This is a genomic window from Shinella kummerowiae, from assembly GCF_009827055.1.
Taxonomy (GTDB): Bacteria; Pseudomonadota; Alphaproteobacteria; order Rhizobiales; family Rhizobiaceae; genus Shinella; species Shinella kummerowiae.
Map to the genome: position 1 here is coordinate 268057 of NZ_WUMK01000008.1, position 14073 is coordinate 282129.

Here is a 14073-nt window from a genome sequence, read left to right on the forward strand (position 1 = left end):
CCGGCCAGCGCGGACTGACCTTGGGCACAGACATTCACGCACCTCTCGGCCAGGACCGCAAGGCAAGGCCAGGACCGGCGGGACCCTCACGGTTCTCCGCTGGCAATGTCGTGTTTGCCATCGCCATTGTGGGCCTCCTCGGCTTTTCCGGTTGGGCATCGCTGGCACCGAGCGGGCTGCGCACCGCGCCGCTCACCACCCTTGCTGAAGAAGCCACATCCCAGACGGCGACCGACACCAAGGCCGACCAGAAGACGGCCGATGCCACGGACGGCGTGCGCCGGGCCAATGGGCTTTCCGGCGCGCAGGTCGAGGAAACGCTGACCGACGACGGCAACATCGTGCGCAAATATTCGCCAGGCACACGCGACGGCAACGGCCCGCTGATCATCGAGGCGAACCGCATTGGCCAGGATGCGCGCACGGCGGCCTTCCCGAATGACGACCTGCTCGAAGACACATCCGACGGCAAGATCCCGATCATCGGCCCCGACGGCACCCGTCCGATGGACCAGTATGCCCGGCCGTGGTCCGGTGCGCGCGGCACGCGTATCGCCATCGTCGTCGGCGGGCTCGGCCTCAGCCAGACGGGTACGCAGCGTGCCATCCGCCAGCTGCCGGGAGAAGTGACGCTCGCCTTTGCAGCCAGCGGCAACAGCCTGTCGCGCTGGATGCAGGAGGCGCGCCGCAAGGGTCACGAAATCCTGCTGCAAGTGCCGCTGGAGCCCTTCGACTACCCGCAAAACGATCCGGGCCGTTACACGCTGCGCACCGATTTCAACGAGACCAAGAACCTCGCCGAACTGCATCGCGCCATGGCCCAGGTCACCAACTATACCGGTGTGGTGAACTTCCTCGGCGGCCGCTTCCTGTCCGATGCCGAGGCGCTGGAGCCGGTGATTCGCGATATCTCGAACCGTGGCCTGTTCTTCCTCGACGACGGCAGCTCGGCGCAATCGCTGTCGGGCACGATCGCCGGCGCGGTCGAGGCGCCCCATGCCTTTGCCGACCTGCAGCTCGACGCCGACCTTTCGCGCGATGCGGTGCTGAAGAAACTCGACGAACTGGAACGTATCGCACGCCGCAACGGCACGGCGATCGGCGTGGCGTCGGCCTTCGACCAAAGCGTAGACGCCATTCGCGAATGGTGCGAGGAAGCTGGCGGTCGTGGCATCGAGATCGTCGGCGTCGCGTCGCTTGCAGCCGTTCCCGCCAGAAAATAGGAATTTTCGATGAGCAAGGATAAAAACAAGGTGGTTCGGGCCGAGGACCTGCCTTACCGCCCCTGCGTCGGCATCATGGTGCTGAACGCCGACAACAAGGTCTGGGCCGGCCGGCGGATCCCCGTCGGCAATTCCGAGTACGATGGTTCGCCACAGCTCTGGCAGATGCCGCAGGGCGGCATCGACAAGGACGAGGACCCGCTGGCGGCAGCCTATCGCGAACTTTACGAAGAGACCGGCATGAAGAGCGTGTCGCTTCTTGGCGATGCGGGCCGCTGGATCAATTACGATCTGCCGACCCAGCTGATCGGCATCGGCCTCAAGGGCAAATTCCGTGGCCAGACGCAGCGCTGGTATGCCTTCCGTTTCGAAGGCGAGGAAAACGAAATCGCCATCAACCCGCCGCCCGGCGGCCATGAGGCGGAGTTCGACGCCTGGGACTGGAAGCCGATGCGCGACCTACCGGAGTTGATCGTTCCCTTCAAGCGCCAGGTCTACAAGGAGGTCGTCGCGGCCTTCGCACATCTCGCGCCCTGACGGCAAAACCCTCCCCGGTACGCCGGGGAGGGGCCTTTCTTTGGGGGAGGATCAGAGCAACCCGAAGTCGCTGGTCGTCAGCGTCTTGACGCCCTGCAGCGTCGCGACCAGTTCCAGATCGGCGTCTGTCCCCTTGCCGTCCGCATCGAACCAGAGGCGGCCATTGTCGCTTTCGAACAGGAACGTGCCCTTCGTGCTGGTCGCGACCGGGTCGGCACCGACCACCAGCGTGACAACCGTGTCGCCGGTCGCGACACCATAGTCGCTGCGGTCGATCATCAGCTTGTCCTGGCCACGGGTGAAGTCGGTGATGACGTCACCCTCACCATCCCGGCCCGCCAGGTTGAAGACGAACTGGTCGTTGCCGGTTCCGCCGGTCAGCCAGTCGTCCCCCGCGCCGCCGACAAGAACGTCATTGCCGGCGCGCCCCTGCAACACGTCGTCGGCATCATTGCCATAGAGCGTGTTGTTGCTGGCATCACCGCGGATGTCGTCGTCTGCGCTGCTGCCGTGGATGATCTCAAAACCCTTGACGGTCAGGCCGAGGGCGAGGCCCTTGTTCTTCGCCTGGGTTTCGAGATCGAGCACGACCGAGGTCGGACCATCGTCGAACATCAGCGTATCCGTGCCCGAACCGCCGTCGAAGACGTCCTTGCCGGTGAACGCGGTGCGCACCAGCACGTCGTTTCCGGCATCGCCGAACAGCTGGTCGCTGCCCTCGCCATCTTCCAGCACGTCGTTGCCGCCTGCACCACGCAGGATGTCGTTGCCGGCATTGCCTTCCAGCCTGTCGGCAAGCGCGCCGCCGGTCACGGTGTCCTTGCCCTTGCTGCCATCGTAGTTCAGCGCCTCGAAGGCATTGAAGCTGGTCGTGCTGTCGACCGTGACCTTGCCTGTCGAGAAAGTGAAGGTGATGTCCTTCGTCTGCTCCGCGACGTCCAGGTTGAGGGTGTCGGTACCGGCACCCCCATCCGCAAGATCGCCGATGCCAGCCCCGACCGTGTCATTGCCGTTCTCGCCATAGATCTTGTCGCGGCCTCCGGTCTTGTTGAGGCCGTCGCCATAGAGCGTGTCGTTGCCTTCGCCGCCGCGCAGCGTGTCCGCACCGGCATCGCCGGAGAGGGTGTCGTTGCCCGCACCGCCGGTGAGTGCGTCGTTGCCCGCACCGCCCCGCAGATCATCGTTCAACGCACCGCCGGTGAACGTGTCGTTGCCGGTACCGCCGATGAGCGAAACGCGCTCGATGTTCTTCACCGTCACCGGCGCCCCGGTAACCGTGACGTTCGGCGACAGGTTGAAGACGATGCCCGTGGAGTATTTGCTGAAATCGATTGAGGCGGAATCCGTGCCCGTGCCGCCATCGAGCGTCAGCTTGCCGGTGGATGCCGTGCGGTAGAAGCTGTCATTTCCCGTACCGAGATCGACAGTGTTGTGGCCAACGGATTTTGCGCTGTCGCCGACGCGGACGACGTCATTGCCATCGCCGGCGCTGATCGTGTTGGTACCGCCCTGGTCGTACAGCGTATCGTTGCCGGCACCGGAGGTCAGCTTGTCATTGCCTTCACCGCCGTCGAGCGTATCGGCGCCGGCCGTGCCGATCAGCGTGTCATTGCCGGCAAAACCGAGGAAATGCACGGCGGATGCCGAACCTACGGATTTCACGACGTCATTGCCCGAGCCGAAAGCCACTTCGATGACCTCGAAGTTGTTCAGTGTCGTTCCGTCGCTGATCTTGGCGGCGGCACCTGCGGCTTCGAAGGTCAGGCTGGTCGTCGTCGAACGGCGATCGACGGAGACATAGTCGAAATCCGCACCGCCATCCGCCTTGTCCGCACCGCCTTCGCCCAATTCCACGAAGTCATTGCCGGCACCGGCATTGACCGTATCCTTCCCGGCGGCCGTGTCGATGATGTCGTTGCCGGCACCCGTGGTGATCACGTTGGCGCCCGAGCCGGTGGCCGTGATGGTGTAGTGCTCGAAGCCCTTGATGGTCGTGCCGCCGGCCAGCGTATTGACCACGTTCGCCGCCTTGGCCGTGAAATTGCCGGTGAACGCCTCGATGACCAGGCGGTCGCTGCCGCTGACATCGGTGATCGTGTCCTTGCCCTCACCATAGGTGTAGGTGATCGTGTCGTTGCCGACATTGCCCTCGATGACGTCGTCGCCACGGCCACCGTCGAGGATGTCGTCACCCGATCCGCCGTTCAGCGTGTCGTTTCCGTCTCCACCATCGATGATGTCATTGCCCGCGTCGCCATAGAGCTTGTCGTTGCCGGCGTCGCCGTTGATCAGGTCCAGACCGTCGCCGCCATAGACCGTGTCGTTGCCCGTGCCGCCGCTGATCAGGTCGGTCCCCTGGTCACCGTAGAGCTTGTCGTCACCGGCGCCACCATCGAGATAGTCGGTTCCGTAACCGCCCCGGATCGTGTCATTGCCGTCCTCACCCATCAGCATATCCATGCCTCGACCGCCGGACAGCACATCGTCACCACGCCCGCCTCTCAGCGTATCGGCATAGTTGCCGCCCGTAATGCGGTCGTTGAGATTTGTGCCGGTGATCTGGAAACTTTCGACATTCACCGCGCTGACATTGCCGGTCAGCGTTTGCGGCGAAATCCAGTCCTTGATCGTGATGTTGAGGGCGGTCGCCTGATCGGAATAGTCGATGATCATCGCATCGGTACCCGATCCACCGTCTAGCACATCGCCGGACGCGGTCGCGAGCTTGCCGACCATCAGCATGTCACGCCCCGAGCCGCCATAAAGCTTGTCCGCCCCGGCGCCCCCATCGATGATGTCGCTACCACTGTCGCCGTAGAGCGTGTCCTTGCCCCCGTCCCCCATGATCATGTCGTCCTGGAACGAGCCGTTGACCGTATCATCGCCTTCACCGGCCATGATTGTATCACCACCCATGCCGCCATTGACCTTGTCGGCGCCTCCAAGCGCCATGATGAAATCATCCTCGAGATCGCTGCCGAGCAGAGTGTCGACGCCATCCGTACCCATTATCGTACCCATTCGGGTCTCCTCATCGTGTGTTCTGGACGCGCGCCGGCCGCCCGCGGCCCCGATGGGGGACCACGCCGGAATGTGTCAAAGGTCCTGGAAGGAAATGCCTCAAGCCGGGACCGGCTTCGTCCACCCAATCGAACGCTGCGGACTGCAAACGTTCTGCCGCTATATTCTGCAAAAAAAGCCGGGTCCCTGTTCCGTCCGGAACTGACAAGGGCGAAACGGATGGCGGACGAAGCGGCCCTGTTACCGAGGTTACAGGCGGGGCATGCGCTATCCCGGGAACGAAAAATCCCCGGACAAGCCGGGGATTTCGCAAAGTTGGAAACGATAAATTTTGAAGGGCTCGGAAGCGTTACTCGGCTTCGTTGGCCGGTGCGGCGTTGAGCTGGCCGTACTTTTCCGCGCCGAGCTTGCCGAGAAGCTCAAGCTGGGTCTCGAGGAAGTCGATATGGCCTTCCTCGTCGATCAGAAGCTCTTCGAAAAGTTTCATGGTGACGTAGTCGCCGGCGTCATGACAGATGTCGCGCGACTTCTTGTAGGCCTTGCGGGCGTCGTATTCGCCGGCGAGGTCGGCTTCCAGCACTTCCTTGACGTTCTGGCCGATGCGAAGCGGCGCGACGGTCTGGAGGTTCGGGTGGCCTTCGAGGAAGATGATGCGGGCAACCAGCTTGTCGGCGTGCTGCATCTCTTCGATGGACTCGGCACGTTCCTTCTTGGCGAGAAGCGTGTAACCCCAGTCCTCGAGAAGGCGGTAGTGGAGCCAGTACTGGTTGACAGCACCCAGCTCGAGATGCAGCGCTTCGTTAAGCTGCTCGATGACTTTTTTGTCGCCTTTCAAGATCCGCTCTCCTGTTTTCTTCATGGAATTGTTTGAGGCGGGTCATGAAATCAAATATCTCGTCGCCCGTCGAGTGGCGGTCGGCGTGATACTGCTCGGTGGTGCGGACGATGATGTCCACCACGTTGGGGAAACAGCCGCAGCAGCGGCCCCGTTTTTGCATCGCGTGATAGACTTTTGCAGGCACGATAAGCTGCCAACAGTCCTCGTCGAGGAGGCTGTTGATCACGTCGACAATGTCCTTATCGGTGATGAAGTTGCAGCTGCAAACCAGCATTTCGTCCTGCCTGCTATACGCAAAGTACTGAGTTTCCGGCATTAAGCAAAAGAGGACATTGGCTGTCAAGAATGAACGGGTCAGCCTTACTGACTCATTAATTTAGAGTCATTCTAATCTTGAATAGAAATGTCGCCTTTTCAGAGGCTTACGTCTTCTTGGCAAGGTCGGTACGCAAGGCCACGTGCGGCAAACTGACCGATCACGATTTGTTGCAAAAACGGCTCCGGACGACGATTTTTTGGAAAGCCCACGTCTCACGGCGCACCCGGCATAGAACCAGACCTGCCGCGCAATCCGCTCGATTTGCACGCGGGAGACAGGCAGGACATGCAAATTCAACCCTCGAAAAGCGCTGAAAATCGTCTATATGACGCTCAAAGGAGTGCCCATGGCCCGCATAGACCAGACCGACGATTGGCGGACGCGCCATGCCCCGACGATCAGCGCGTTCGAATCGCTGGCGCTGGAGGCCTATGGCCATCTGCCGGAAGAATTCCGCGCGCTCACCGGCAACCTCATCATCGAGATCGCCGAGTTCCCGAGCGACGACGTCTTTGAAGACATGGCACTGGAAACGCCGTTCGACCTGCTCGGCCTGTTCGAGGGCCGCGGCATCAGCGAACGTTTTACCGTCGAGACCGGCGAAATGCCGAACCGCATCACGCTCTATCGCCGGCCGATCCTCGACTACTGGGCGGAAAACGAAGAAACGCTGGGCGACATCATCACCCATGTGCTCATCCACGAGATCGGCCACCATTTCGGCCTGTCCGACGACGACATGGAGCGCATCGAGGCGAGCGCAGAGATCGCGGCGGGCTAAGCCGCCGCCAGTTCGCTATATAAACGCCCTCACCTCTCGGTCGTCATCCTCGGGCTCGACCCGAGGATCCATTTTCTCGACATGCCGATGGATGGATGGTCGGGTCAAGCCCGGCCAAGACTATAGAATGGTGAGCGGGCTTGCCGCCTCATCGAACGCTTACTGCTCGGACAGCTTGATGTCCGGCGTGTATTCCTTGCCGGGAACGTCCTTCACCACCGCCTGGCCGCATTGCATGATCTTGGCGTCGGCATTGTAGGCATAGGTCGGCGAGCCATGCAGCTCCCAGCCCTTGTTCAGCGCCAGCGTCACCTTGTGGCAGAACGAGGCATCGTCGGGAGCGGTCAGCAGGCGGTAGACTTTCATGCGTTTCTCTTTCTCTCGTTGATCAGATCGACCTTGGCGAGCAGACGCCCGGCCTGGTCGGCGTGAAGCTTTTCGACCATGCGGCCCCGCAGATCAATGACCGCCTTGCCGGCATTTTCGGGTGCGGCGAAGGCGGCGACGATGGCAAGCGCCTCCGCGGCCTCCCCCTCGGAAACCCCAAAGGCCTCGTTGGCGACGGCAATCTGGGTCGGATGAATCAGCATCTTGCCGTCGAAACCCATCTGGCTTCCCTGCCGGCATTCCGCTTCAAGACCGTCGGTATCCGAGAAATCGTTGAAGACGGCATCGACGATATCGAGCCCCGAGGCGCGCGCCGCCACGACCACCTGCAGGAGCAGCGGAACGAGAAAAGGCCGGCCCGGAATATCGGCAATGCCGGTCTCCTTGCGCAGGTCGTTGAGCCCGACGACGAAACAATCCAGCCGGCCGCCCTGGGTGCGGCCCGTCTCGGCAATAGCCGTAAGGTTGAGCAGGCCGGCCGCCGTCTCGATCATCGCCCAGAGCCGCGGGCCGTCATCCGCACCCGCCTCGGAAAGCCAGTCGGCGACGGTCAGCACGTCCTGCGGCTCGGAAACCTTCGGCAGCAGCACGGCGTCGGGCATGCAGTCCAGCACCGCTTCGAGATCCAGCGCGCCATCCGGGCCGTCGAGCGAATTGATCCGGATGACATGTTCGCAACCGGAGGCCCGGTCGAGCCCCTTGAAGTGGTCGATGAGGGCAGCGCGCGCCTCCGCCTTCTTTTCCGGAAGGACCGAATCCTCCAGGTCGAAGATGATCGCGTCGCAATCGAGCGCGGCGGATTTGGCGAGCGCCCGCGGATTTGCGGCTGGAACGCTCAGCACCGAACGGCGCAGGCGAAGCGGATGGTGGTGCGGGGTTCTGTTCATCCGTCCTTTTTGCCGCGCTTTGACGCAGCCGGCAAGCGCTCGCGTATCGCACGGTCTTCGGGACGTGCGACGGGGGCGGCGGCGCAACGAATCCGGCAAATCCGGCCTTGCAATGGACAAAATCGGCCCCCACATTGCAATCTAGAGAAAGGGCAAATCCATGCAGCGCATACGCTCCATCGTCTTCACCGTCCTCGCCACGCTGATCGCCGGCGCGACTTTTCTGTTCGCAGCCTCCGTCGGCCTCGCCATCGCCGGCATTGTCGCCGTGCTGATGCTTGGCTCGATGCTTGCCGGCAAACTTCAGCCGGCCCCGGTCCGGGCAAGGGCCCGCGCGCGCAACAATCGCACGGCCCCCGGCCAGCGCGAGCCGCGCATCTGGAACGACGGCCGCGGCACGATCATCGATCTCTAAGCCGTATTGCTCTCCATTCGGAGACACCGGGCGCAGACCGCGCCCGGCTTTTTGCGTCTGTTCAGCCCGGTTTCCCGAAGATTCTCCTTCAAATTCCCGGAAAACTGATCTAAACGCTGGACCGAAACGACATCACCGACTTTCGAGGTATCCGCATGGACAAGTTCGTCAAGCTGACCGGCGTCGCCGCGCCGCTTCCCGTCGTCAACATCGACACGGACATGATCATTCCCAAGGATTACCTCAAGACCATCAAGCGCACCGGTCTCGGCACCGGACTTTTCGCCGAGGCGCGCTACCATGAAGACGGCAGCGTCAACGAAGACTTCGTGCTGAACAAGCCCGCCTACCAGAACGCCACGATCCTGGTTGCCGGCGACAATTTCGGCTGCGGCTCCTCGCGCGAACACGCACCGTGGGCGCTGCTCGACTTCGGCATCCGCTGCGTCATCTCCACCAGCTTCGCCGACATCTTCTACAACAACTGTTTCAAGAACGGCATCCTGCCGATCGTCGTCAGCCAGGACGACCTCGACAAGCTGATGGACGATGCCAGCCGCGGCTCCAACGCCATCCTGACGGTCGACCTGGAAGCCCAGGAAATCACCGGTCCCGACGGCGGCCGCATCGGCTTCGAGATCGACGCCTTCCGTCGCCACTGCCTGCTGAACGGCCTGGACGACATCGGCCTGACGCTGGAAAAGGCAACGTCGATCGACAGCTTCGAAAAGCAGAACGCCTCCTCGCGCCCCTGGGCCTGAGACGATGCGCCGGCTGATCTCGTCCGGTTCTCCCTTCGAACTGAAGGCGGGCTATTCGCGCGCCGTCGTCCAGGGTGACTGGTGCTTCGTGTCCGGCACGACCGGTTACGACTACGCGACGATGACCATGCCCGAGAGCGTCGAAGAGCAGACGCGCCGTTGCCTCGCCACCATCGGCGAGGTTCTGGACGAAGCCGGCTTCTCCTTTGCCGAAGTCGTGCGCTGCCATTATTACGTGACCGAAGCCGCCTTCGCCGACCGCGTCTTTCCGATCCTCGGCGAGACCTTCGGCAAGATCCGCCCCGCCGCCACCATGGTCGTCTGCGACCTCATCCGGCCGGAAATGCTGATCGAAATCGAAGTCACGGCACTTCGGCAGCGCTGAATCAGTCACGCAAAAATCTTTCGTCCCGGCGATTTTCCTTGAACGGAAGTTGCGCTAAGAAGCGCGCGACCAATCCGTGACATCAAGGAAATTGCCATGACAGCGCGTACCCTCCTCCTCCTGCCCGGCGACGGCATCGGCCCGGAAGCCATGGCGGAAGTCCGCAAGATCATCGCCTATATGAACGCCGAGCTCGGCGCGGGCTTTGAGACCGACGAAGGCCTCGTCGGCGGTTCGGCCTATGACGCGCACGGCGCGGCGATCTCGGAAGGCGACATGGAGAAGGCGCTGGCCGCCGATGCCGTGCTGTTCGGCGCCGTCGGCGGCCCGAAATGGGATGCCGTACCTTACGAGGTCCGCCCGGAAGCCGGCCTGCTGCGCCTGCGCAAGGACCTCAAGCTTTTTGCGAACCTGCGCCCGGCCATCTGCTACCCGGCGCTTGCCAACGCGTCCTCGCTGAAGCCCGAACTCGTCGAAGGCCTCGACATCCTCATCGTGCGCGAGCTGACGGGTGGCGTCTATTTCGGCGAGCCGAAGGAGATCATCGACCTCGGCAACGGCCAGAAGCGCGGCATCGACACGCAGGTCTACGACACCTACGAGATCGAGCGCATCGCCGGCGTTGCCTTTGAACTGGCCCGCACGCGCGGCAACCGCGTCTGCTCGATGGAAAAGCGCAACGTCATGAAGTCCGGCGTGCTCTGGAACCAAGTCGTGACGGAAACGCACAAGCGCGCCTATTCCGACGTGCAGCTCGAGCACATGCTGGCCGATGCCGGCGGCATGCAGCTGGTGCGTGCTCCCAAGCAGTTCGACGTCATCGTCACCGACAACCTGTTCGGCGACATGCTCTCCGACGTCGCCGCCATGCTGACCGGTTCGCTCGGCATGCTGCCGTCCGCCTCGCTCGGCGCGCCGGATGCCAAGGGCCAGCGCAAGGCGCTCTACGAGCCCGTGCATGGCTCGGCGCCGGACATTGCGGGCAAGGGCATCGCCAACCCGATCGCCATGATCGCCTCCTTCGCCATGTGCCTGCGCTACTCGTTCAACATGGTCGCCGAAGCCGATAACCTCGAAAAGGCGATCGCCGAGGTTCTCGACAGCGGTGTGCGCACCGGCGACATCATGTCGGAAGGCAGCCGCCAGGTCGGCACCACCGAAATGGGCGACGCCATCCTCACCGCGTTCAAGGCACTCTCGGCCTGAGAGAAATCCCCCTCATCCGGCCCCTCGGGCCACCTTCTCCCCGTTGGGGAGAAGGATAAAGGATGCAACGCCTCGGATTTCCCCTTCTCCCCCGCGGGGAGAAGGTGCCGGCAGGCGGATGAGGGGGCAGCACCCCAACCAGCAAAGGCCCCCGATGCATCCGCTCCGGGGGCCTTTTTCGTTTCCGTCCCTTGAAAAGCCGCCTTCCGCCAACACATGGAAGCCACGCCAGTTACAAGGGATAGATATGAACCGTTCGCTCGCGACCTCATCGCTCTGGATCTTCGCCGCCACCGTCGTGCTCGTCGTGGCGCTCGTCCCGTTCGATCCGGCCATCTCGCAGCGTGCCCAGGGGCTTCCCGGTGCCGTCGTCACGTTCAACCAGCGCATCACCGATTTCGGCACCTTTGCCTGGATGATCTACGGCTCCGGATTGCTCGTCATCCTGGCCTATGTCGCCTATCGCATCAGCCGGAACGAGACGCTTACAGGCAGAACCAGGACCGCGTGGCGGCTGCCGCTCTATTTCTTCGTCACGACAGGCGCGACAAGCGCGCTCGTACATCTCTTCAAATTGATCGTCGGACGGGCACGGCCGGAGCTTTTTGCCGAGCATGGCGCCTACAGCCTGACCCCCTTTGCCTATGACAATCTCTATGCCAGCTTTCCCTCCGGCCATTCGGCCGCTGTCGGCGCCTTTTTCGGCGCGTTCTCGATGCTGGTGCCGCGCCTTCGCCCGCTCTTCCTCGTCGGCGCCCTGATGATCGGTATTTCGCGCGTCATCGTCGGCGCGCATTACCCGAGCGATGTGGCGGCGGGCCTGCTGCTCGGCCTTTGGACAGCCGTCGCGACCGCCTTCGTCTTCGCCCGCAAGGAATGGCTGTTCCGCTTCAACGAGAACGGCTGGCCGCTGCCGAAATCGCTTCTTCCCGCAAAAGCCCAATGAAAAACCCGGCCCGTGTTGCCACGGGCCGGGTCGCCATGACCGATCGGAAGGGGGAGATCAATCCATGGCGTGGATGTCGCGATCCTTGGTTTCCGGCAGGAACAGCAGGCCGATGACCAGCGTGATGCCTGCGAAGACGATCGGATACCAGAGACCGTAGTAGATATCGCCCTGGGCAGCACTCATCGCGAAGGCCGTTGCCGGCAGCAGACCGCCGAACCAGCCGTTGCCGATATGGTAGGGCAACGACATGCCGGTGTAGCGGATGCGGGTCGGGAAGAGTTCGACCAAGAGGGCGGCGATCGGGCCGTAGACCATCGTGACGTAGATCACGAGGACCGTCAGCACGGCGATGATGGTGATCCAGTTCACGCCGGCCGGATCGGCCACCATGGTGAAGGTGCCGCCGCCGGCAATGGTATAGACCGGCATGTCGGTGACACCGGCGGCTTCTTCCGCCGTCAGCAGCTTGCCTGCGACGAGATCGGCTGCCGGCATACTTGCCTTTTCACCCGCGCGGATGGCAGCAGCATCGAGCGCAAGCTCCGGGTTTGCCGCGACGAACGCGTCGAGCTTGCTGTCCGGAACCTTCGCCGCACCGCGGACCAGCGGATAGCCGGCATCGTGAAGCGCGATGTTGGTCTGCTTCTGGAAGGCACCGTCGAGCGCCTTGGCCTGGTCGCCAGCCGCAATCGCGTCATAGCTGTTGATCGTCTGTTCGCCGATCTTCACCGTTGCCGCCGTGCCGGCAGCCGCCGTAGTGACGACGTCATAGGGCACCGAGTTCTTGGTGAGGAACGAGGTCGCGATATCGCAAGAGGTGGTGAACTTCGCCGTGCCCGTCGGGTTGAACTGGAACTTGCAGTCCTCGGGGGCTGCGGTGACGGTCGCGCGGACCGTATCCTGTGCCGTTGCGAGTGCCGGGTTGCCGGCCCAGGTCAGCGCCTTGAACAGCGGGAAGTAGGTGAGCATGGCGAGCAGCAGGCCGGCCATGATGATCGGCTTGCGGCCGATCTTGTCGGACAGCCAGCCGAAGAAGACGAAGAAGCCGGTGCCAAGGAGCAGCGAGCAGGCGACCATGATATTGGCCGACTGGCCGTCCACCTTCAGCACGCCTGTCAGGAAGAACAGCGCGTAGAACTGGCCGGAATACCAAACCACGGCCTGGCCGACGACGGCGCCGAACAGCGCGAGCAGCGCGATCTTGGCGTTGCGCCACTGGCCGAAGGCTTCCGTCAGCGGTGCCTTGGAGCCCTTGCCCTCTTCCTTCATCTTCGCGAAGGCCGGCGATTCGTTCATCTTCAGACGGATCCAGACGGAAACGCCGAGCAGAACGACCGACAGCAGGAACGGAATGCGCCAGCCCCATTCGGCAAAGGCTTCCTTGCCAACGATGAACTGCACCGCAAGGATGACCACCAGCGAGAGGAACAGGCCGAGCGTCGCCGTCGTCTGGATCCACGAGGTGAAGTAGCCGCGACGGCCCTCGGGCGCGTGTTCGGCCACGTAGGTGGCAGCGCCGCCATATTCACCGCCGAGCGCCAGGCCCTGCAGCATGCGCAGCAGGATCAGGATGATCGGAGCGGCGATACCGATGGTGGCGGCACCGGGCAGCAGGCCCACGACGAAGGTCGAGACGCCCATGATGAGAATGGTGACGAGGAAGGTGTACTTGCGCCCGACGAGATCGCCGAGGCGGCCGAACACCAGAGCGCCGAACGGGCGCACGAGAAAGCCGGCGGCGAAGGCGAGCAGCGCGAAGATGTTGCGCGTCGTTTCCGGATACTGGCTGAAGAAGGTGGCGCCGATATAGATCGCCAGCGAACCGTAAAGATAGAAATCGTACCATTCGAAAACAGTGCCGAGCGAAGAGGCGAAGATCACCTTCTTCTGCTCACCCGTCATGGGCGCCGCTTTGGCGTTGCCCACCGTCGAAACATTGGCCATTTGTTTGTCCTCCACAAAAACGGCGTATCGGGGCAGCCCATGAAGGTCCGGAGTTTCTCCCAAAAAACGCCGGACGGGGTGCGCCTGATCGAAGGATGGCAGAAAACGGACTGTGATATCAGCGCTGCTTTGGGCTTATGACTTTCGGCCTACGACTTAAGTCGAGGACCAGACCGAAACACCGGATCGGGCAGGCAAGGCTTGACTCTTCACGAGATCAGCGTATTCAGCACGCACGCAAAGGAACTGACATGAACCGCTTTGGTCTTTCCATCGCCCGCATGATCGCTCCGGCCTTCAACGCCGGACGGGTTCGCTATTGCGTATCGAATTCCAAAACACTGGCCAAAACGACGACGAAAACCGTCTGACGTCTCTGGCCACCGCTCTCTCCCCGGTAAGGCCGGGGACCGAAACCCG

The 14073-nt window shown here is 62.6% G+C and carries 14 protein-coding genes; 8 read left to right on the plus strand and 6 right to left on the minus strand.

All coding sequences use genetic code 11. From position 1 onward, the window contains the following. The first annotated feature begins 20 nt into the window (after positions 1 to 20). Together GR138_RS21580 and GR138_RS21585 are read left to right on the plus strand one after the other, a co-directional pair. A complete protein-coding gene (locus GR138_RS21580; protein ID WP_160861331.1) occupies positions 21 to 1223 on the plus strand; it encodes a divergent polysaccharide deacetylase family protein in 1203 nt (400 codons plus the stop codon). A gap of 9 nt (positions 1224 to 1232) precedes the next feature. Beyond that, positions 1233 to 1760, plus strand: coding sequence for an RNA pyrophosphohydrolase (locus GR138_RS21585; RefSeq protein WP_160861332.1), 528 nt, complete (start codon positions 1233 to 1235; stop codon positions 1758 to 1760). Between the two features lie 51 nt (positions 1761 to 1811). Here GR138_RS21585 and GR138_RS21590 read toward each other — a convergent pair whose 3' ends face one another. The 3 genes from GR138_RS21590 to GR138_RS21600 all read right to left on the minus strand — a co-directional run bounded on the left by GR138_RS21590 (position 1812) and on the right by GR138_RS21600 (position 5935). Continuing rightward, on the minus strand, positions 1812 to 4781 hold the full coding sequence (locus GR138_RS21590; RefSeq protein ID WP_160861333.1) for a calcium-binding protein: 2970 nt from the start codon (positions 4779 to 4781) through the stop codon (positions 1812 to 1814). Between the two features lie 349 nt (positions 4782 to 5130). Then, a complete protein-coding gene (gene bfr, locus GR138_RS21595; RefSeq protein ID WP_069060575.1) occupies positions 5131 to 5616 on the minus strand; it encodes a bacterioferritin in 486 nt (161 codons plus the stop codon). Then, a complete protein-coding gene (locus GR138_RS21600; protein WP_160861435.1) occupies positions 5582 to 5935 on the minus strand; it encodes a (2Fe-2S)-binding protein in 354 nt (117 codons plus the stop codon). The genes bfr and GR138_RS21600 overlap by 35 nt, the downstream gene beginning before the upstream one ends. Positions 5936 to 6284: 349 nt before the next feature. Here GR138_RS21600 and GR138_RS21605 point away from each other — a divergent pair, with 349 nt between their 5' ends. Further along, complete coding sequence (locus GR138_RS21605) at positions 6285 to 6719, plus strand: metallopeptidase family protein (protein ID WP_069061576.1); 435 nt, start codon at positions 6285 to 6287, stop codon at positions 6717 to 6719. Positions 6720 to 6878: 159 nt separating this feature from the next. On the opposite strand, the gene GR138_RS21610 is transcribed toward GR138_RS21605, so the two are convergent. Together GR138_RS21610 and GR138_RS21615 are read right to left on the minus strand one after the other, a co-directional pair. Further along, positions 6879 to 7085 (minus strand): DUF1737 domain-containing protein, encoded by a 207-nt coding sequence (locus GR138_RS21610; protein ID WP_160861334.1) that lies wholly within the window; start codon positions 7083 to 7085, stop codon positions 6879 to 6881. Beyond that, positions 7082 to 7993 (minus strand): HpcH/HpaI aldolase/citrate lyase family protein, encoded by a 912-nt coding sequence (locus tag GR138_RS21615; RefSeq protein WP_160861335.1) that lies wholly within the window; start codon positions 7991 to 7993, stop codon positions 7082 to 7084. The genes GR138_RS21610 and GR138_RS21615 overlap by 4 nt, the downstream gene beginning before the upstream one ends. A 160-nt stretch (positions 7994 to 8153) precedes the next feature. Between GR138_RS21615 and GR138_RS21620 the strand changes: the two genes are divergently transcribed. From GR138_RS21620 to GR138_RS21640, 5 genes are all read left to right on the plus strand, one after another. Next, complete coding sequence (locus GR138_RS21620) at positions 8154 to 8408, plus strand: hypothetical protein (RefSeq protein ID WP_160861336.1); 255 nt, start codon at positions 8154 to 8156, stop codon at positions 8406 to 8408. A gap of 155 nt (positions 8409 to 8563) precedes the next feature. Next, on the plus strand, positions 8564 to 9169 hold the full coding sequence (gene leuD / locus GR138_RS21625) for a 3-isopropylmalate dehydratase small subunit (RefSeq protein WP_160861337.1): 606 nt from the start codon (positions 8564 to 8566) through the stop codon (positions 9167 to 9169). A 4-nt stretch (positions 9170 to 9173) separates the two neighbouring features. Then, positions 9174 to 9554 (plus strand): RidA family protein, encoded by a 381-nt coding sequence (locus tag GR138_RS21630; protein WP_160861338.1) that lies wholly within the window; start codon positions 9174 to 9176, stop codon positions 9552 to 9554. 96 nt (positions 9555 to 9650) lie between these two features. Then, the gene (gene leuB, locus GR138_RS21635; RefSeq protein WP_160861339.1) at positions 9651 to 10760 is read left to right on the plus strand and encodes a 3-isopropylmalate dehydrogenase; all 1110 of its coding nucleotides are present in this window, start codon (positions 9651 to 9653) and stop codon (positions 10758 to 10760) included. A 247-nt stretch (positions 10761 to 11007) separates the two neighbouring features. Further along, positions 11008 to 11706, plus strand: a complete 699-nt coding sequence (locus GR138_RS21640; protein WP_160861340.1) for a phosphatase PAP2 family protein — start codon at positions 11008 to 11010, stop codon at positions 11704 to 11706. 57 nt (positions 11707 to 11763) lie between these two features. On the opposite strand, the gene GR138_RS21645 is transcribed toward GR138_RS21640, so the two are convergent. Continuing rightward, the gene (locus GR138_RS21645; protein ID WP_160861341.1) at positions 11764 to 13653 is read right to left on the minus strand and encodes an MFS transporter; all 1890 of its coding nucleotides are present in this window, start codon (positions 13651 to 13653) and stop codon (positions 11764 to 11766) included. Positions 13654 to 14073 lie beyond the last annotated feature (420 nt).

Coding starts and splice junctions, on each gene's coding strand:
- GR138_RS21585 (WP_160861332.1), top strand. CDS start 1,233: ATGAGCAAGGATAAAAACAAGGTGGTTCGGGCCGAGGACCTGCCTTAC.
- GR138_RS21590 (WP_160861333.1), bottom strand. CDS start 4,781: ATGGGTACGATAATGGGTACGGATGGCGTCGACACTCTGCTCGGCAGC.
- GR138_RS21600 (WP_160861435.1), bottom strand. CDS start 5,935: ATGCCGGAAACTCAGTACTTTGCGTATAGCAGGCAGGACGAAATGCTG.
- GR138_RS21605 (WP_069061576.1), top strand. CDS start 6,285: ATGGCCCGCATAGACCAGACCGACGATTGGCGGACGCGCCATGCCCCG.
- GR138_RS21610 (WP_160861334.1), bottom strand. CDS start 7,085: ATGAAAGTCTACCGCCTGCTGACCGCTCCCGACGATGCCTCGTTCTGC.
- GR138_RS21615 (WP_160861335.1), bottom strand. CDS start 7,993: ATGAACAGAACCCCGCACCACCATCCGCTTCGCCTGCGCCGTTCGGTG.
- GR138_RS21620 (WP_160861336.1), top strand. CDS start 8,154: ATGCAGCGCATACGCTCCATCGTCTTCACCGTCCTCGCCACGCTGATC.
- leuD (WP_160861337.1), top strand. CDS start 8,564: ATGGACAAGTTCGTCAAGCTGACCGGCGTCGCCGCGCCGCTTCCCGTC.
- GR138_RS21630 (WP_160861338.1), top strand. CDS start 9,174: ATGCGCCGGCTGATCTCGTCCGGTTCTCCCTTCGAACTGAAGGCGGGC.
- leuB (WP_160861339.1), top strand. CDS start 9,651: ATGACAGCGCGTACCCTCCTCCTCCTGCCCGGCGACGGCATCGGCCCG.
- GR138_RS21640 (WP_160861340.1), top strand. CDS start 11,008: ATGAACCGTTCGCTCGCGACCTCATCGCTCTGGATCTTCGCCGCCACC.
- GR138_RS21645 (WP_160861341.1), bottom strand. CDS start 13,653: ATGGCCAATGTTTCGACGGTGGGCAACGCCAAAGCGGCGCCCATGACG.